At 63.9% G+C, this 17,924-nt stretch carries 17 protein-coding genes; 16 read left to right on the top strand and 1 reads right to left on the bottom strand.

From position 1 onward, the window contains the following. Positions 1–262: 262 nt before the first annotated feature. The 10 genes from AC1DO7_RS30880 to pseI are packed head-to-tail and all read left to right on the top strand — an operon-like array spanning position 263 to position 10,423. Positions 263–1,624 carry a UDP-glucose dehydrogenase family protein gene (locus AC1DO7_RS30880; protein WP_441613286.1) on the top strand — a complete coding sequence of 454 codons (1,362 nt, stop codon included), beginning with the start codon at positions 263–265 and terminating at the stop codon, positions 1,622–1,624. 15 nt (positions 1,625–1,639) lie between these two features. Then, entirely contained in the window at positions 1,640–2,590 is a 951-nt protein-coding gene (locus AC1DO7_RS30875; protein WP_441613285.1) for a UDP-glucuronic acid decarboxylase family protein, read from the top strand. A 32-nt stretch (positions 2,591–2,622) separates the two neighbouring features. Beyond that, positions 2,623–3,624, top strand: a complete 1,002-nt coding sequence (pseB, locus tag AC1DO7_RS30870; RefSeq protein WP_441613284.1) for a UDP-N-acetylglucosamine 4,6-dehydratase (inverting) — start codon at positions 2,623–2,625, stop codon at positions 3,622–3,624. Then, positions 3,621–4,769: a UDP-4-amino-4,6-dideoxy-N-acetyl-beta-L-altrosamine transaminase gene (gene pseC, locus AC1DO7_RS30865; protein WP_441613282.1), complete on the top strand. Its 1,149-nt coding sequence runs from the start codon at positions 3,621–3,623 to the stop codon at positions 4,767–4,769. Before pseB ends, pseC begins: the two co-directional genes overlap by 4 nt. Next, a complete protein-coding gene (locus tag AC1DO7_RS30860; RefSeq protein ID WP_441613281.1) occupies positions 4,766–5,662 on the top strand; it encodes an aldo/keto reductase in 897 nt (298 codons plus the stop codon). The genes pseC and AC1DO7_RS30860 overlap by 4 nt, the downstream gene beginning before the upstream one ends. After that, positions 5,659–6,429, top strand: a complete 771-nt coding sequence (locus AC1DO7_RS30855) for a cytidylyltransferase domain-containing protein (protein ID WP_441613280.1) — start codon at positions 5,659–5,661, stop codon at positions 6,427–6,429. Before AC1DO7_RS30860 ends, AC1DO7_RS30855 begins: the two co-directional genes overlap by 4 nt. A 5-nt stretch (positions 6,430–6,434) precedes the next feature. Next, a complete protein-coding gene (locus tag AC1DO7_RS30850) occupies positions 6,435–7,724 on the top strand; it encodes an aminotransferase class III-fold pyridoxal phosphate-dependent enzyme (RefSeq protein WP_441613279.1) in 1,290 nt (429 codons plus the stop codon). 5 nt (positions 7,725–7,729) lie between these two features. Further along, positions 7,730–8,818, top strand: a complete 1,089-nt coding sequence (pseG, locus tag AC1DO7_RS30845; protein WP_441613278.1) for a UDP-2,4-diacetamido-2,4,6-trideoxy-beta-L-altropyranose hydrolase — start codon at positions 7,730–7,732, stop codon at positions 8,816–8,818. Next, positions 8,811–9,377, top strand: a complete 567-nt coding sequence (pseH, locus tag AC1DO7_RS30840; protein WP_477116945.1) for a UDP-4-amino-4,6-dideoxy-N-acetyl-beta-L-altrosamine N-acetyltransferase — start codon at positions 8,811–8,813, stop codon at positions 9,375–9,377. The genes pseG and pseH overlap by 8 nt, the downstream gene beginning before the upstream one ends. Beyond that, positions 9,374–10,423 (top strand): pseudaminic acid synthase, encoded by a 1,050-nt coding sequence (gene pseI / locus AC1DO7_RS30835; protein WP_441613276.1) that lies wholly within the window; start codon positions 9,374–9,376, stop codon positions 10,421–10,423. The genes pseH and pseI overlap by 4 nt, the downstream gene beginning before the upstream one ends. Here the strand turns inward: pseI and AC1DO7_RS30830 are convergent. Then, a complete protein-coding gene (locus tag AC1DO7_RS30830; protein WP_477116944.1) occupies positions 10,383–11,255 on the bottom strand; it encodes a hypothetical protein in 873 nt (290 codons plus the stop codon). The genes pseI and AC1DO7_RS30830 overlap by 41 nt on opposite strands. Here AC1DO7_RS30830 and AC1DO7_RS30825 point away from each other — a divergent pair. From AC1DO7_RS30825 to AC1DO7_RS30800, 6 genes are all read left to right on the top strand, one after another. Continuing rightward, positions 11,236–11,925, top strand: coding sequence for a hypothetical protein (locus AC1DO7_RS30825; protein WP_477116943.1), 690 nt, complete (start codon positions 11,236–11,238; stop codon positions 11,923–11,925). The genes AC1DO7_RS30830 and AC1DO7_RS30825 overlap by 20 nt on opposite strands. Positions 11,926–12,180: 255 nt before the next feature. Further along, positions 12,181–13,425, top strand: a complete 1,245-nt coding sequence (locus tag AC1DO7_RS30820) for a lipopolysaccharide biosynthesis protein (RefSeq protein ID WP_441613274.1) — start codon at positions 12,181–12,183, stop codon at positions 13,423–13,425. Positions 13,426–13,567: 142 nt separating this feature from the next. Continuing rightward, the gene (locus AC1DO7_RS30815) at positions 13,568–14,797 is read left to right on the top strand and encodes a hypothetical protein (RefSeq protein WP_441613273.1); all 1,230 of its coding nucleotides are present in this window, start codon (positions 13,568–13,570) and stop codon (positions 14,795–14,797) included. After that, entirely contained in the window at positions 14,794–16,029 is a 1,236-nt protein-coding gene (locus AC1DO7_RS30810; protein WP_441613272.1) for a glycosyltransferase family 4 protein, read from the top strand. The genes AC1DO7_RS30815 and AC1DO7_RS30810 overlap by 4 nt, the downstream gene beginning before the upstream one ends. Before the next feature lie 9 nt (positions 16,030–16,038). Continuing rightward, positions 16,039–16,683: an acyltransferase gene (locus AC1DO7_RS30805; protein ID WP_441613271.1), complete on the top strand. Its 645-nt coding sequence runs from the start codon at positions 16,039–16,041 to the stop codon at positions 16,681–16,683. 86 nt (positions 16,684–16,769) lie between these two features. After that, the gene (locus AC1DO7_RS30800) at positions 16,770–17,924 is read left to right on the top strand and encodes a DegT/DnrJ/EryC1/StrS family aminotransferase (RefSeq protein ID WP_441613270.1); all 1,155 of its coding nucleotides are present in this window, start codon (positions 16,770–16,772) and stop codon (positions 17,922–17,924) included.

Genomic DNA, 17,924 nt, shown 5'->3' with positions numbered 1-17,924 from the left:
GTCTTGCGTCCCGTCGCAATCGCTCGCGCCGCCTTCCCCCTCGTCTTCCTCACCTGGCCCGCAGATTCCTGCATGCCAGGCTGCAACGCCCCAATCGTGTCATGAGCCGTCAATGCCCGATTGCGCATCGGAAGATGCCTGTATTTAGAAATGTGAAGATATGTAAGGCGACGGCGGATTATTTTCGGGAATGCGGAGTCATGGCGACGGAGCAGAGTTTTTTCCGGCCGCCGCTTTGTGTAAGCAAATATTGGCTTGAGAAATGAGAATTACTATTATCGGAACCGGCTATGTGGGGCTTGTGACAGGTACCTGCCTGGCCGAATTGGGAAACAATGTTTTCTGCCTTGACGTAGACGCCAAGAAAATCGATTTGCTGAACGGTGGCGGGGTGCCCATCTACGAACCGGGTCTCAAGGCCCTGATCGACCGGAACCGCGCGGCAGGCCGACTCAAATTCTCGACGGACGTGGCCGCCAGCGTGGCCCATGGCGAAATCCAGTTCATCGCCGTCGGCACGCCGCCGGACGAAGACGGCTCGGCCGACCTGAAATACGTCATCGAGGCCGCCCGCAATATCGGCCGCCACATGGACGCGTTCAAGGTGATCGTCGACAAGTCGACGGTGCCGGTCGGTACCGCCGACAAGGTCAAGGCCGCGATCGCGGAAGAGCTGGCGAAGCGCGAAGCGTCCCATCTCGGCTGCGCGGTCGTCTCCAATCCGGAGTTCCTGAAGGAAGGCGCGGCCGTCGAGGACTTCATGCGTCCCGACCGTATCGTGGTTGGCGTGTCGGCCGACGAGGCCGGCGACAAGGCAAAGGCGATGATGCGTACGCTGTATGCCCCGTTCAACCGGAACCATGAACGCATGTATTTCATGGACGTGCGTTCGGCGGAGTTCACCAAGTATGCGGCCAACGCCATGCTGGCCACCCGCATCAGCTTCATGAACGAGCTGGCGAATCTCGCCGACCGCGTCGGCGCGGACATCGAACTGGTGCGCCAGGGCATCGGCTCCGACCCCCGCATCGGCTATAGCTTCCTGTACGCCGGCATCGGCTACGGCGGCTCGTGTTTCCCGAAGGACGTGCAGGCGCTGGCGAGGACGGCGGCGCAGTTCGGCCAGTCGATGCATGTGCTGGACGCCGTCGAGCAGGTCAACGAGGCGCAGAAGCGCGTGCTGATCGACAAGATCCTGGCGCGTTTCGGCAACGATCTCGCGGGCAAGCGCTTTGCCATCTGGGGCCTGGCGTTCAAGCCGGAAACCGACGACATGCGCGAGGCGCCGAGCCGCATCATCATCCGGGAACTGCTCGAGCGCGGCGCCGTGGTGCACGCGCACGACCCGGTGGCCACCGAGGAGGCGCGCCGCGTGCTGGCCCAGGACCTGGCCGATATGCCGGAGGCCTTGCCGCACCTGCATTTCGCCGACCAGCCCGAGGCCGCCCTGGACGGCGTCGATGCGCTGGTGATCGTCACCGAGTGGAAGGCGTTCCGCAGCCCCGACTTCGAGGCCATGCGCAGCGAAATGAAGACCCCCCTGATTTTCGATGGCCGCAATCTGTTCGACCCGACTTCGATGAAGAAACAGGGCTTCGAATATTTCGGTATCGGCCGCTCCTAGAACAAAGTCTTGAACATGCGAAATTACAATTCCCGCCAGCGTATCCTGGTGACCGGTGGCGCCGGCTTCCTCGGCTCGCATCTTTGCGATCGGCTGATCGAGCAGGGCAACGAAGTGCTGTGCGTCGACAACCTGTTCACGGGCGCCAAGCAGAACATCGAACACCTGCTCGGCAATCCGCGCTTCGAGTTCATGCGCCACGACGTGACCTTCCCGCTGTTCGTGGAAGTGGACCAGATCTACAACCTGGCTTGCCCGGCCTCGCCCGTGCATTACCAGCACGATCCGGTGCAGACCACCAAGACCTCGGTCCACGGCGCCATCAACATGCTGGGCCTGGCCAAGCGGCTCGGTGCCAAGATCTTCCAGGCCTCCACCAGCGAGGTCTACGGCGACCCGGTCGTGCATCCGCAACCCGAGGCATACTGGGGCAATGTGAACCCCATCGGCATCCGCTCCTGCTACGACGAAGGCAAGCGCTGCGCCGAAACCCTGTTCTTCGACTACTACCGCCAGCACGGCCTGGAGATCAAGGTCGCGCGGATCTTCAATACCTACGGCCCGCGCATGCACCAGAACGATGGCCGCGTGGTGTCGAACTTCATCATGCAGGCCTTGCGTGGCGAGCCGATCACCGTGTTCGGCGAAGGCAAGCAAACGCGTTCGTTCTGTTTCGTCGATGACCTGATCGACGGCTTCGTCGCCATGATGGACACGCCGAAGGAATTCACTGGCCCGATGAACCTGGGCAACCCGCACGAGATGACGATGCTCGAGCTGGCGACCCACGTAATCGAGCTGACCGGCTCTCGCTCGACCATCGAGTTCAAGCCGCTGCCGGCCGACGATCCCACGCAACGCCGCCCCGACACCCGCCTTGCCGAGGAAGTGATCGGCTGGAATCCTTCGGTGCATTTCCGCGACGGACTTGCCAAGACGGTCGATTACTTCAAGCGCTTTGTTTAAGCGCCCCAGATCATATTCGGAAGAGATACGCAATGTTTGATAACAAGTCTATTTTGATCACGGGCGGTACGGGCTCGTTTGGCAAGAAGTACGCGCGCACCATTCTCGGTCGCTACAAGCCCAAGCGCCTGGTGATTTATTCGCGCGACGAACTCAAGCAGTTCGAGATGCAGCAGGAGATCGACGCGCCGCCGATGCGCTACTTCATCGGTGACGTTCGCGATGGCGAGCGCCTCTCGCAGGCCATGCGCGGGATCGACTACGTCATTCACGCCGCCGCGCTCAAGCAGGTGCCGGCCGCGGAATACAACCCGCTCGAGTGCATCAAGACCAATATCCACGGCGCCGAGAACGTCATCAACGCGGCGATCGCCAATAACGTCCACAAGGTGATCGCGCTGTCGACCGACAAGGCCGCCAACCCGATCAACCTCTACGGCGCGACCAAGCTGGCGTCGGACAAGCTGTTCGTCGCGGCCAACAATATGGTCGGTGCCAACCAGACCTCGTTCGCGGTGGTGCGCTACGGCAACGTGGTTGGCTCGCGCGGCTCGGTGGTTCCGTTCTTCGAGCAACTGCTGGCCAAGGGCGAGAAGGAATTGCCGATCACGCACGCGGACATGACCCGCTTCTGGATCAGCCTGCAGGACGGCGTCGATTTCGTGCTGAAGAATTTCGAGCGCATGCATGGCGGCGAGATCTTCGTGCCGAAGATCCCTTCGATCCGCATTACCGACCTGGCCGAAGCGGTTGCGCCTGGCGTGGCCACCCGCGTGATCGGCATCCGCCCCGGCGAGAAGCTGCACGAGATCATGTGCCCGGCCGACGACTCCCACCTGACGCTCGAGTTCAAGGACCACTATGTCCTGCGCCCGACCATCAAGTTCCATCACTCGGACATCGACTACACCGTCAATGCGCTGGGCGAGACGGGCACGCGCGTCAGCCAGGGCTTCGAGTACAACTCCGGCAACAACCCGCATTTCCTCACCCCGGAGGAAATCCGCGACTTCAACGCCAAGGCGATGGCATGATTCCCTACGGCCGGCAAGACATCTCGGCAGACGACATCGAGGCGGTGGTTGCCGTCCTGAAGTCCGATTTCCTGACGCAGGGCCCGGCGGTGCCGGCTTTCGAGGCTGCTGTCGCGGCCTATGTCGGCGGCGGGCACGCGGTCGCCGTCAACAGCGCGACTTCCGCCTTGCACATCGCCTGCATGGCGCTTGGCGTGGGACCCGGCGACACGGTCTGGACTACGCCGAATACCTTTGTCGCGTCGGCCAACTGCGCGCGCTACTGCGGTGCCTGTGTCGACTTCGTCGACATCGATGCGCGCACCTATAACATGTGCGCCGATGCGCTCGCGGCCAAGCTCAAGGAGGCCGCGGCGCGCGACGCCCTGCCCAAGGTGGTGATCCCTGTCGCCTTCGCCGGCCAGTCCTGCGACATGAAGGCTATCCGCGCGCTGGGCGACGAGTATGGCTTCGCCATCATCGAGGATGCTTCCCACGCCATCGGCGGGCGCTACCTGGACAAGCCGATCGGATGTGGCGACTACGCCGACATCACCGTCTTCAGCTTCCATCCGGTCAAGGTCATCACGACCGCCGAAGGCGGCCTGTGCATGACCCGCCGGGCCGACCTGGCCGAGGCGATGCGCAAGGCGCGTTCGCACGGCATCACGCGCGATCCGGCCGAGATGACGGGGCCTGCCGACGGCGCGTGGTACTACCAGCAGATCGCGCTGGGCTACAACTACCGCATGACCGACATGCAGGCGGCGCTCGGTGTCAGCCAGATGCATCGCCTGGACGCCTTCGTGGCGCGGCGCCACCAGATCGCGCACCGCTACGGCGAGCTGCTGGCCGGGGCGGCGCTGACCGTGCCCTTCCAGCATCCCGACGGCCTGTCCGGCCTGCACCTGTACCCCGTGGTGCTGCACGACGCCACGCGCCGCAAGGCCGTGTTCGACGCGCTGCGGGCCGCCGGCATCCACGTCAACGTGCACTACATCCCGGTCCATACGCAGCCGTACTACCGCGAGCTTGGTTTCAAGCCGGGCGATTTTCCCAAGGCCGAGGCGTACTACGCCGGCGCGATCAGCCTGCCGATGTTCCCGGGGCTGAGCGACCAGCAACAAGAGTACGTCACCTCCACCCTGCGCGGGATCCTTGCATGAAGCTGGCACTGGGAACCGTGCAGTTCGGGTTGCCCTACGGCATCACGAATACCGCGGGGCAGGTCTCCGAAGACGAGGTGGTACGCATCCTGCGCCGCGCCCGCGAGCTTGGGCTGGCGGTGCTGGATACGGCAGCGGCATACGGCCAGAGCGAAAGCGTGCTGGGCCGCCGCGGCGGCGAGGCGCACGCCTTCCGGCTCTATACCAAGACGCTGCCGCTCGGCGGGGCGGCGGCGGATGCTGCCGCGGTCCGGCGCGTGGTGCAGGGCGTGCACGATTCCCTGCGCAATCTCGGCGTCGGTCGCCTGGACGGCCTGCTGGTGCATCACGCCGGCGACCTGCTGGGCGAGGGCGGGCAGGACCTGTACACCGCGCTGCAGGCGCTCAAGGCGCAAGGGCTGGTCGAGCGTCTTGGCGTATCGGTCTACAGCGTCGAAGAAGCGCGCGCCGCGACGCAGCGTTTCGGCATCGACGCCATGCAGTTGCCGCTCAATGTCCTTGACCAGTCTTTCACCGCCTCCGGCGAACTGACGCGCCTCAAGGCAGCCGGCGTGGAGATCCACACGCGCTCGGCGTTCCTCCAGGGAGTCCTGTTGTCCGAGCAGCTGCCGGCATTCCTGCAAGCGCTGGCGCCTGGCTTTGACCGCTTCCGGGCAATATGCAGGGAGGCTGGCGCGAGCCAGCTCGAAGGCAGCCTCGCGTTCCTGCGCCAGCAAGGCGCGATCGACCACGTCGTGGTCGGCGTGCTCGACCAGGGTCAGCTCGAACAGATCGCCGCGGCATGGGAGCGTAGCGCGGCCTGTCTCTCCCTTGATTTCGCAGAATGCAATATGGCGCCGTCGGCGGCTGTCACGCCGTCGAACTGGCCCGCGCTGAAGAAGGAGCACCAATGACCGTGATGGCACTGCTGCAAGCGCGCACGAGCTCGACGCGCCTGCCGGGCAAGGTCCTGAAGCCGTTGCTCGGCGAGCCGATGATCCTGCGCCAGATCGAACGCCTGCGGCGCGCCCGCACCATCGACCGGCTGATGGTAGTCACCAGCGACAGCCCCTCCGACGACGCGCTCGCTGCTTGCTGCGCCGAGGCCGGCGTGGATGTGTTCCGCGGCAGCCTCGACGATGTGCTGGACCGCTTCTACTCGGCGGTGAAGAACATCCGGCCCGAGCACGTGGTGCGGCTGACCGCCGACTGCCCGCTGACCGACCATGAAGTGATCGACGCGGTTGTCGATTTCTATCGCGACGGCGGCTACGACTACGCCAGCAACGTTTTGCCCCCCACCTATCCCGACGGGCTGGATGTGGAGGTGTTCCGCTTCAGCGTGCTCGAGACGATCTGGCGCGAAGCCAGCCTGCCTTCGCAGCGCGAGCATGTGACCTCCTTCATCTACCAGCATCCGGAGCGCTTCCGGCTGGGCGGCCTCACGCGCGAAAAGGATCTGTCGTCGCTGCGCTGGACCGTGGACGAGCCCGCCGACCTGGTATTCGTCGAGGCGGTCTACGAGGCGCTGTACCGTGACACCCCCGGCTTCCTGATGGCCGACGTGCTGCAACTGATGGCGCGGCGGCCCGAGCTGCTGGAGATCAACTCCGGCCAGGTCCGCAACGCGGGCTACCTGAAATCTCTTGTGCAAGACGACCAACAACCTCGAAGGGTCTGAACATCATGTCGCAACGCTACCAACAGTCCGAAGCCTTGCTCGAGCGCGCCTTGCGCACCATTCCGCTCGGCTCGCAGACGTTCAGCAAGAGCCGCACGCAATACCCGTTCGGCGTTTCGCCGTATTTCATCGAACGCGGCCGCGGCAGCCACGTGTGGGACGTCGACGGCAACGAGTACGTCGACATGATCAGTGGCCTGTGCGCGTTGACGCTGGGCTACAGCGACCCTGACGTCGACGCCGCGGTCAAGGCCCAGCTGGAGGACGGCATCATCTTCTCGCTGCCGCACCGCCTCGAGATGGAAGTCGCCGAGCAACTGGTGTCGATGGTCCCCTGCGCGGAGAAGGTCCGCTTCGGCAAGAACGGTTCCGACGCCACCGCCGGCGCCGTGCGCGTGGCGCGCGCTTTCACCGGCCGCGATCACGTGGCGGTGTGCGGCTATCACGGCTGGCAGGACTGGTATATCGGCACCACCGCGCGCAACCGCGGCGTGCCGCAGGCCACGCGCGACCTGTCGCATTCCTGGGCATACAACGACATCGCCAGCCTCGACGCCATCTTCAAGGCGCATCCGGACCAGGTTGCCGCCGTCATCCTCGAGCCGATGAACGTGGTCGAGCCGGCCCCGGGTTTCCTGCAGGCAGTCAAGGAACTGGCGCACAAGCACGGCGCGTTGCTGGTGTTCGACGAAACCATCACGGGTTTCCGCTATGCCAACGGCGGTGCCCAGCAGCTGTTCGGCGTGACCCCCGACCTGGCCACCTTCGGCAAGGGCCTGGCCAATGGCTACCCGGTTTCCGCCGTCGCGGGCCGCGCCGATGTCATGCAGTTGATGGAGGAGATCTTCTTCTCGTTCACGTTCGGCGGCGAAACGCTGTCGCTGGCGGCAGCACTTGCCACCATGAAGAAGCTCGAGCGCGAGCCGGTCACCGCCACCCTGGCCCGCCAGGGACAGGTCGTGATCGACGGCCTGCGCCAGCGCATCGCCGCGCTGGGCGCCGACGATTTCCTCTCGGTTTCCGGGCATCCGAGCTGGAGCTTCCTGCTGATCAAGGACACTGCGCGCTACCCGATGTGGCACCTCAAGACCCTGTTCATGCAGGAGATGCTGGCCCAGGGCGTCCTCACCTTCGGCACGCACAACATTGGCTACAAGCATACCGACGCGGACATCGCCAAGCTGTTCTCCGCCTACGACCATACCCTGCCGATGCTGGTCCAGGCAGTGCGCGATGGCGGCATCGAGCAGATGCTGAAGTGCGCTCCGCTCGAGCCGCTGTTCAAGGTGCGCTGATTGCCATGAAGGTTGCGATTCGCGCCGACGCTTCCGTGCAGATCGGGTCGGGCCACGCCATGCGTTGCCTGACGCTTGCCGATGTCCTGCGCGCGCGCGGGGCCGAAGTGCGTTTCGTCAGCCGTGCGCACCAGGGCGGCGCGCAAGCACTGCTCGAACAGCGCGGCTACGCATGCCATGTGCTGCCTCCGGCAACGCTGGCGGCGCCGGCCGGCGACCTGGCCCACAGCGCGTGGCTGGGCGTCGCCTGGGAAACGGATCTCGAGCAAAGCGCCGCGGCCCTGGCGGGCTGGTCGCCCGACTGGCTGGTGGTTGACCACTATGGCATCGACTGGCGCTGGGAGCAGGCGATGCGCAGCCATGCGCCGCGCATCATGGCCATCGATGACGTCGCCGACCGGCGCCACGATTGCGACCTCCTGCTCGACCAGAATTACTACAGCGACATGGACCAGCGCTACGCCGCGCTGGTGCCGCCGCACTGCACCTGCCTGCTGGGCCCCGGCTACGCCCTGCTGCGGCCGGAATTCACCGCCGCGGCCAGCGCGCTGCACCGCGAGGAAGGCCCCGTCAGGCGCATCCTGCTCTTCATGGGCGGGATGGACCAGGACAACGCCACCGGCACCGCGCTGCTCGGCCTGCAAGACGCCGCGCGCGATGGTGTCGCCATCGATGTGGTGCTGGGCGCGGCCGCTCCGCACCGCGAACAGGTTCGGGCCCTGTGTGGCAGCATGCCGAACACGCACTTGCATGTGCAGGTGGACAATATGGCCGAGCTGATGGCACGGGCAGACTTGGCTATCGGCGCCTGCGGCTCCGCCACCTGGGAGCGCTGTTTGCTCGGCCTGCCGACGATCGCCATCGTGCTGGCCGACAACCAGCGCAAATCGGCCGGCGACCTGGCGGCGGCAGGCTACATCGTCAGCCTGGGCGACGTCGCGTCAGTCACGCCGGAAGCCGTCGGCCAGGCGGTGGCGGCACTGAGCGCGGATGCGGCCGCCCGCATGGGCTTGTCCCGCCGCAGCCGCGAACTGGCCGGGCGCCATCCCAAGACCGCGGCCGACCTGATCTGCGAAGGCATGCCCCATGCATAGATTCGAGGACTGCGAGCTGCGCCCGATCCGTCCGGGCGACAAGGATATCTTGCTGGCCTGGCGCAACAGCGAGCCGGTGCGCAGCAATATGTACACGGACCACCTGATCAGGCCCGAGGAGCATGAGCGCTGGTTCGCCTCGGCGCTGCAGCATCCGAGCGCATCGTTCATGGTGTTCGCGCTGCAAGGCGTGCCGGTCGGGTTCAGCTCGTTTACCGGCATCAGCCGCGAACACCAGCGCTGCACCTGGGGCTTCTACCTGGGCGAGCAGAACCTGCCGAAAGGCACCGGCTCGGCGCTCGGCTATCTGTCGCTGGCCCATGCGTTCGACACGCTGGGCATGTACAAGCTGGCCTCGGAGGCGTTCGCCTTCAACCAGGGTTCGGTGGGCCTGCATCRCAAGCTCGGCTTCCGGGAAGAGGGCCACCTCGTCGAGCACTACGTGAAACAAGGCCGGCGCGAGGACATCCTCTGCTTCGCCAAATTCAGCAATCAATGGGAGAGTGACCGGCAGACGCTGCGCGCGCTGTGTTTCTCGCCCGAAGGAGCATCGAAATGACGATCAATATCGGCGGACGCCTCATCGGCCGCGAGCACGAGCCATTCCTGATCGCGGAAATGTCCGGCAACCATAACCAGTCGCTCGACCGCGCACTGGAAATCGTCGATGCCGCGGCTGCGTCCGGCGCGCATGCGCTGAAGATCCAGACCTACACGGCCGACACCATGACGCTGGATATCCGGGAGCGCGAGTTCTTCATCTCGGATCCCAAGAGCCTGTGGAAGGGCAAGTCCCTCTATGAGCTGTACCACGAGGCGCATACGCCGTGGGAATGGCACAAGGCCATCTTCGAGCGCGCGCGCGGGCACGGCATGATTCCGTTCAGCACGCCGTTCGACGACAGCGCGGTCGATTTCCTCGAAGGGCTCGATGCCGCCGTCTACAAGATCGCATCGTTCGAGAACACCGACATTCCGCTGATCCGCAAGGTGGCGCGGACCGGCAAGCCGATGATCATCTCCATCGGCATGGCCAGCATCGCCGAGCTCGACCTGAGCGTGCGCGCGGCGCGCGAGGCGGGCTGCAAGGAACTGATCCTGCTGAAGTGCACCAGCACCTATCCGGCCTCGCCGGAGAATACGAATATCCGCACGATTCCCCATATGCGGGAGCTGTTCGGCTGCGAGGTGGGACTGTCGGACCACACCATGGGCGTGGGCGTGTCGGTGGCGAGCATCGCCATGGGCGCAGCCGTGATCGAGAAGCACTTCACGCTGGATCGCGCCGACGGCGGCGTGGATTCGACGTTCTCGCTCGAGCCTGCCGAATTCAAGTCGCTGGTGGTGGAAACGCGCCGTGCGTGGCAAGCCCTTGGCGGCGTCAGCTACGGCCCCACCGAAGCGGAGCAGAAATCGCTGGTGTTCCGCCGCTCGCTCTACATCACGCGCGATCTCAAGGCCGGCGACGTACTCGATGTGTCCAGCGTGCGTGCCATCCGCCCGGGCTTCGGCCTCGCGCCGCGGCACCTCGACCAGGTGCTCGGCCGTGCCGTGAAGCGGGACATCAGCCGCGGGACGCCGCTTGCATGGGACCTGCTCGCCTGAGCCCGGTCMTTCCCTGTCTTGCCGAGCCTGTCTCGTTTGGCCCCATAACTATTACTATATGCGTCTCGGTTTCGCCACAATTTACGCTTATCGCCCGCACGTCGAGCACGTCTACTTTCTCTCGTCGATGATGCAGGCGCGCGGGCACGAGGTGTTCTACCTCAGTTGCGACAGCGCGCTGTCGGAGTGCTACACGCGCGAGCTGCGCGACGATTCCAGCGCGGCCAAGGAATGCCTGAAATGCACGATGGGCGGGATTCGCTCGTTTGCACCCGGGGTCGATTCGATGCGCCGTTATCGTGATCCCGCGGGTGCCGCGGCAGCCGCGGCGCCCGCCCAGCAGTGGGGTTTTTCGGGTGCTTGCACCATCTTGCGTACCGAAAGCCAGTCCGACAAGCAGACCGGGGAATTCCACGCGCTGCACCAGCGGCTCGCCACCGGCTCGGCCGAAGCCTTCGCCGCGGCCTGCCGCTGGATCGAGGAGCGCAAGCTCGACGGGATCATCTGCTTCAACGGCCGCATGGAAGGGCCGCGCGCGTTGCTGGAAGCCGCCAAGGCCAAGGGCATTCCGTTCATCTCGGTGGAACGCACCTGGTTCGGCGACGGGCTCCTGCTGATCCCTGACCAGAATTGCCTGGCGCTCGACGAAGTGGGCCGCGTGGTTGCCGCGTACAAGGACAAGCCGCTCACCGAGCCGCAGGCGCGCGTCGTGGCTTCGCTGCTCGCGGCCCGCTTCCTGCGCACCAATACGCTGGCGCACCAAATGGCCCAACCAGATCGCCGCGCTGGATTTCCTGTTCGACCATCTCGAAGTGGATCCGGCCAGCTGCATCTTGCGCTGCCACCCGAACTGGGGCGAGAAGATCGGCCTGCGGGACGGCGGCCTTGCCGAGCGCATGTACACCGAGTGGGCGCAGCGGCGCGGCGTGCATATCATCGGCAGCAAGGAGCGGGCGAACACCCTCGGCCTGATCGCCCAGGCCGATGCCGTGGTGGTCAACGGCGGCAGCGCCGCCTTCGAGGCCGGCGCGCTGGGCAAGCAGGTCATCGCGCTCGGCACTTCGATCTACCAGACCGCCGGCTTCCAGATCCAGCTCTATGGTCCTGAAGATGCGCCCAATCTGGCCATGGTCGGGCAGCAGACGCCGGACGAGATCGCGCGGCAGGTTCTGCGCTTTGCCTACACGTTCAATTTCCGCTTCAACCAGTACGTGGACGACATCCGCGCCAGGACGACCACGCAGTATGCGTACAATCCGGAACCGGACGCCACGCGGCTCGAGCGCCTGCTGCGCACCCGCCGCATCGAGGCGGACGATGCGCAAGTCGCATCGGATACCATCGGCGAGGACCGTGTTCTCAAACTGCTGCACGAGCGGCGCTGGGAGGAATTGCGCGAAGCGCAGAAGCCGATTCCGCAGAACTACCGTGCGGTGCATCGCCGCGGCGTGTTCCGCTACCTGGACGCGATCCGCGAGCGCATGCCGATCGGCGATAGATAAGCCCGGCCGGAGCTACCGCGGAAAGTATGCGAGATGCGTTGGTTTCGCATTTTCATATGCTCCTTGGCCGGGTTACCGGCGGAGGGATAAATGGAAGTGTGGCAGCAGCGAAGAGTAATTCACGGCGAACCCGGCGAATTTCCCTGGGACTGTTTCGGAGTGCCCCAGTACGGCTGAGTCGTCTTGGGGAGCATTACCTGCCCGATCTAAGTATGGCCCTGGTTGCCTGCGAGGGAGTCAATATCGTGACATCTCATGAGCCATAAGCGAAATCTCGGAACCACGTGCCTGAACGGATTTGCGGCCGTATTGATGATGTGTCGCATGTTCGCGTACGCCAAAGTGCTCGATGTGGAGCAGTTTGGCGTTCTCAGCATCGGTTTGCTGATTTCCGCTTCGCTCGGCATGGTCAATGCGTTCGGCCTCTATTTGCTGATGCAAAGGGACATGCCGCGATTGTTCGCCGCTGGTCGTGTCACCCGCGGCATGGTGCTGATGGGGAAAGTCTCGCTCGTTACCATCGCTTCGGCCATCCCGCTCATTGCTCTGAGTTGGACGGGCGTCTCTCTCGCGGGAGGCGCCGGGATGTTGTTGGCCCTTGCGACGCTCCATGGTTTGAGTAATCAGCTGTTTGGCGTGATCTCTACGGAAAGCAAGAGCCGTTTGCGGCAAGTCGAGTTTGCCGTCACATTGTTCGGCCGCAGCTGCCTCGTCTCGATAGCGGGTTTCTGCGCCGCGTTGATGTGGGATAGCGCAGAGGCGGTCCTGGCGGCGGAACTGGGGCTCACTGCCGTTGTAGTGGCAATTGCTTCGGTGCAGGCCGCGGCGAGGTTCCGGCAGAAGTTCCGTCTGTTGCCAATGCTGGCCGTTCGCCATCTGCGCCGCTCGGAATGGCGGGTGGCGAGTGGATTGCTTGTCAGTGTGATTCTCGCCTTTCTGATTCAGAATATTGATCGCTGGTTGGCAGTCGACGCATTGGACAAGCGGGTTTTTGCGCAGTTTGCATTCGGCTGGACGTTGCTTTCGATGGCATCCACTTTTCAGGCGACCATCAATGCAAACCTGTTTCCCGGACTCGCGGCGCGCATCTACCATGATGGGCCCGGGGCGGTGCTTGCGCAGACTCGCAGGGTGTCGCTTGGCATGTTCGGGATCTTGGCGGCGTGCGCCGTGCCCGGCTTTTATATCATTAAGTGGGGTATCGAGGCATATTACCCGCAGTACATCGAGGTGATAAGTTATATACCGCTGTTCCTTGCTGCGGCGGCGCTCCGTGCTTCCGATTTTTGGTCGAATTATCTGATCATTTCGAGAAAAACACGCCTGTTATTCATAAGTCAGGGTGCGGTCCTGTTTGGTGCGATTTTTCTCTGGTTTATTGCGACCCGCTATACTGCTTCACTTTCGATGCTGTTCAAACTGTCATTGCTGACGTTCATGCTCTCGTGCCTGTCGTTCGTCTTTGGTTTCGCTGCATTGAGGATCGGAGGTGCCAAGTGATTTCGGGCGTGCCGGCTTTAGTCGCATGTGCTTCTTCTGTCGCGGTCATCGGCGCGCAGCCACTGCCTTCGATGAGGGAATGTCGCCCGTGCACGTGCTACGCCCCATTTCTTACAAGTAATGTCTTGTCGGTGAGTTTGTTGTGAAAATCCTGAAGAGCTTCCTTGTTGCCTGGATCTTCTATTGGCTGCTGCAGGTGATCCTGCCTGTGCGGCCAATGGGGGAGTCCGTGCTCGTGGGATTGATGATCCAGATGTCCTTCGTGCTGACGGTGGTCTTCAGCTATCTGATGGTGGAACGCTGGCCGGTCGGCCCGGCTGCTGCCCGGGAGTGGGGTGTCGACAGCCGGCTGGTTCTGTTCGCCCTGGCCCTTTCGGCCTTGGGCACCGCGGCGCTTGCCTACGACAAGATTGTGGTTCAGGGTATCGATTACTCGGCCGGCCTGGCCGTGGCGCGGGAGCAATGGCGGGAACTCGGAGCGGAGCGCGAGGGGGCGATCTCATCGCCGGCGAGCGCGCTCGGGTATCTCCTGAGTTCGTGCTACATCGTAGCGATCGTCATGTTCCCGCGGGCCGACCTTGGCAGGAGAATGTTCGCCTACGGAGCATTCGCGGGCCTTCTTGCCTTTGCGAACACCATGCTGACTGGGGGGCGATCCACGCTGATCCTGACGCTGCTGTTTTATATTGCCGCGCGGATCCTGGCCGGCAAGGGCATGCCCGCCGGTCGCACGATCAGCCGGAGATCGCTGAGTTTGATGCTGGTGCTCATATTCGTCAGCGGTTTGTATTTCGTGTTCATTTTCCTCCAGCGTGCGGATGCAGCTGGAATATCGATAACGGACTATTCCAGCGGGGTTATCCAGGACCTGGGCTTGCTTCCCAACGCCTGGCTGGAAGATCTGGATCCGCGGAATCCCATCACCAGCCTGCTTAACCTGTTGGTGATGTCGGTTTCCTACTTTTCGCATAGTTTCGCAACTACAGTCGCGATTGCCGACTATGGGCATGAGAACAATTTTGCGACGGTAGTCTTTATCACGGCCCTGGGTCTGGCTGCAAAGCTGCATATCATCCAGGCTCCGGATACCGATTGGTTCCTCGCAGGCGCATTTCCCTCGTTGCCTGGCGCACTGTACCTGCAGGGCGGATGGGTTATGCTGATTCTGACGGGCGCGGCGCTCGGCATGCTCGCCGCTTTGTGCCAGAGCTGGTATCGCAGCGTGCCGTCGATACTGTCTCTCGGGTGCCTGACCGCGTTGATGTGCGTGCTGCTGGCCAGCCCGATTCTCTTTGTGGCAGACGTGATGATGTTTCCCTTCGTCATGTTCCAGTTCGGCCTTATTTACTTGATTGCAAAATTCATCAAATGAAAGTCTGGATTGTCAATCCCTACGGAAGCTTGCCTGGCGAAGCCTGGCGCGAATACCGCAGTTCCATGCTGGCGGAAGCCTACGCGCGTGCCGGGCACGAGGTGACCTGGTGGCTCTCGAACTTCGAGCACCGCTCCAAGAAATTCCGCAGCGAGGGCTACAGCGAGCAGCGGCTGGAGACCGGCGTCAACGTCCGTATCGTGCCGACCACCCCGTACAGCAGCCACGTCTCGATGGCGCGCATCCGCAGCGAGCGCAACTTCGCCAGGAACGTTGCGCAGCGGGTGAAGGCCAATCCCCAGGACAAGGCCGACCTGATCGTCCTGGCGGAACCTTCGATCTTCTACGGCAAGTACGTGGTCGACATGGCGCGCAGCATCGGTGCCAGGCTGGTGGCGGACATCATCGACATCTGGCCGGAAGTGTTCGCCATGATCCTGCCCAAGCCGCTGCGGCCGTTCGAGCGTCTGCTGCTGGCGCCACTCTACATGCGGCGGGCGGCGATCCTGCGCGCGTGCGACGGCATCGTCGGCGTGTCCGAGGACTACCGCGACGTGGGCGTGCGCTCGGCGCCGTCGGTGCCGTCCGATGTCTCATACTGGGGCGTGGACGTCGCGCAGATGCGCAACGCCATGGCCGAGGAGAACGGCGGTGTCCTGCGCAAGCTCGGTCTCGAGCAGAAGAAGCCGGACGAAGTCTGGGTGATCTACGCCGGCACGCTCGGCGCGGGCTATGACATGGAGTCGATCCTGAAGGCGGCCCGCTCTGAGCGGTTGCGCGGCAAGCCGGTCAAGTTCCTGTTTGCCGGTGACGGCCCGCAGCGCGGCTTGCTCGAATCCGCCTGCGCCGAGCCCGGTGGCAACGTGGTCTACCTGGGCCGGCTCGACCCGAACGACCTCAACCTGATGTACAAGTATTGCGATATCGGGCTGAGCACGTACCTGGCGCATTCGACTGTGTCGATGCCGATCAAGTTCTACGATTACCTGGCGGCCGGGGTGGCCACCGTGAATTCGCTCGAGCGCGAGATCCAGCGCCTGATCGCCGGCCAGCAACTCGGGCGGCAGTACACGCCCGGCGATGCCGACTCGCTGGCCGCGGCCATCGAGGCCCTGGTGGCGGACCGCAAGCTGCTCGACGCCTGCAAGGCCAACTCCGCCGCGCTGGCTCCGCGCTTCGACCAGTATGTGCAGCACGACGCGTTCGTGCGCTTTACCGAAACGCTGCGTTGAGGAAACGCCATGTTCCGTAGGCTCTATCTCTCTCCTGCCGGCTACGCGATATCGGCCGTGCTGAATTTCCTGGGCATGTTGTTGCGCCCGTTCATGGTCTACGGATATTTTTCCCGGCGAGACGGCAGGTTCCTGCGTTTCACGCGGGTCAGCTCCAGCGCCAAGATCCTGTCGGAGCGCGACCTGGTCATCGGCGACCACTGCTGGATCGGGCCACATTGCCTGATCGACGCCAGCGGCGGCGTGGAGATAGGGGAGGGCGTGCAGATCAGCTCGCTCAACGCCGTGTTGTCGCACAGCAGCCACGTGTCGATTCGCTTGCTGGGCAGGCACTTCATCTCCACGCCGACCCCGCAGCGCGCCGGTTTCATCCAGTCGCCGGTGGTGATCGGAGCCTTTACATTTGTCGGGAGCGGCGCGATTATTCTGCCGGGCACGAAGATAGGCAAGGGCTGCGTCATCGGCGCCGGGAGCGTGGTACGGGGCGAGATTCCGGATCACTCCGTGGTGGTCGGCAATCCTGGCCGCATCGTCGGCACCACGGAAAAATACGATCTCGAGTTCGTCCGCAACGGCGGGCTCGACGACACCTATTTCGACCCCGACAGGCTGGCGGAGCTGCACCGCGCGGCCCAGCCTGGCGCCGGATCATAAGCGCTGCCGCGCTGCCTCACGGCGCTGTCCGGCGGGTCGGCGCGCGGCCCATTTTCGATGCAATCAAGCCAAGGGATGGCTTTACCATGAACACTAATTTCCTTCCATTCGCACAGCCGGAGATCGGCGAAGAAGAGATCGCTGAAGTCGTGGCAACGCTGCGCTCCGGCTGGGTGACCACGGGGCCGAAGACCAAGCAGTTCGAGAGCGATTTCTCGGCGTTCCTGGGCGGCGGCGTGGAATCCATCGCCGTGAACTCGGCCACGGCCGGCCTGCACCTCGCGCTGGAAGCCGTGGGCGTCGGCCCCGGCGACGAAGTCATCACGACCACCCATACCTTCACGGCCACGGCCGAGGTCATCCGCTACCTGGGTGCCCACCCGGTGTTCGTCGATGTCAGCGCCGAAACGCTGTGCATCGACGCGGACGCGATCGAGCGGGCCATCACTCCGCGCACGCGCGCCATCATGCCGGTGCACTTCGGCGGCCGCGCGGCGGACATGGGGAAGATCATCGCGATCGCGAAGAAGCATGGCCTGCGCGTGGTGGAAGACGCGGCGCACTCGCTGCCCGCGACCAGCGGCGGCAAGCTGGTTGGCACGCTCGACACCGACGCCACCGTATTCAGCTTCTACGCCAACAAGACGATCACCACCGGCGAAGGCGGCATGGTGGTCACGCGCGACCCGGAGATCGCCAAGCGTGCCAAGGTCATGCGCCTGCACGGCATCAGCCGCGACGCGTTCGACCGCTTCGTGTCGACCGCGCCGAGCTGGTACTACGAGATCGTGGCGCCCGGCTTCAAGTACAACATGACCGACGTCGCTTCCGCGATCGGCATCCATCAGCTCAAGAAGGCGGACGCATTCCACAAGCGCCGTGCCGCGATCGCCGCCCGCTATGACGAAGCACTGTCCGACCTGCCGCTGGTCCTGCCTCCGCACGCAGCCGAAGGCGACATCCATTCCTGGCACCTCTATGTGATCCAGCTCGCCGAAGGCGCGCCGCGCACGCGTGATGCGCTGATCGACTACCTGTTCAAGCAGGGCATCGGCTGCAGCGTCCACTACATCCCGCTGCACCTGCAGCCGTACTGGCGCGACACCTACAAGCTCACGCCCGAGATGTTCCCGGTCAGCCAGCGCATCTATGAGCGCACGCTCACGCTGCCGCTCTACACGCGCATGCGCGACGAAGACGTCGAGCGCGTCGTCCGGACCGTTCGGAGCGCGTTCAACTAA

This window comes from Cupriavidus sp. 05N40 (genome assembly GCF_056397305.1).
Note: the sequence above shows the minus strand (reverse complement) of the source record. Positions and strands in the feature narration are given on the sequence as shown.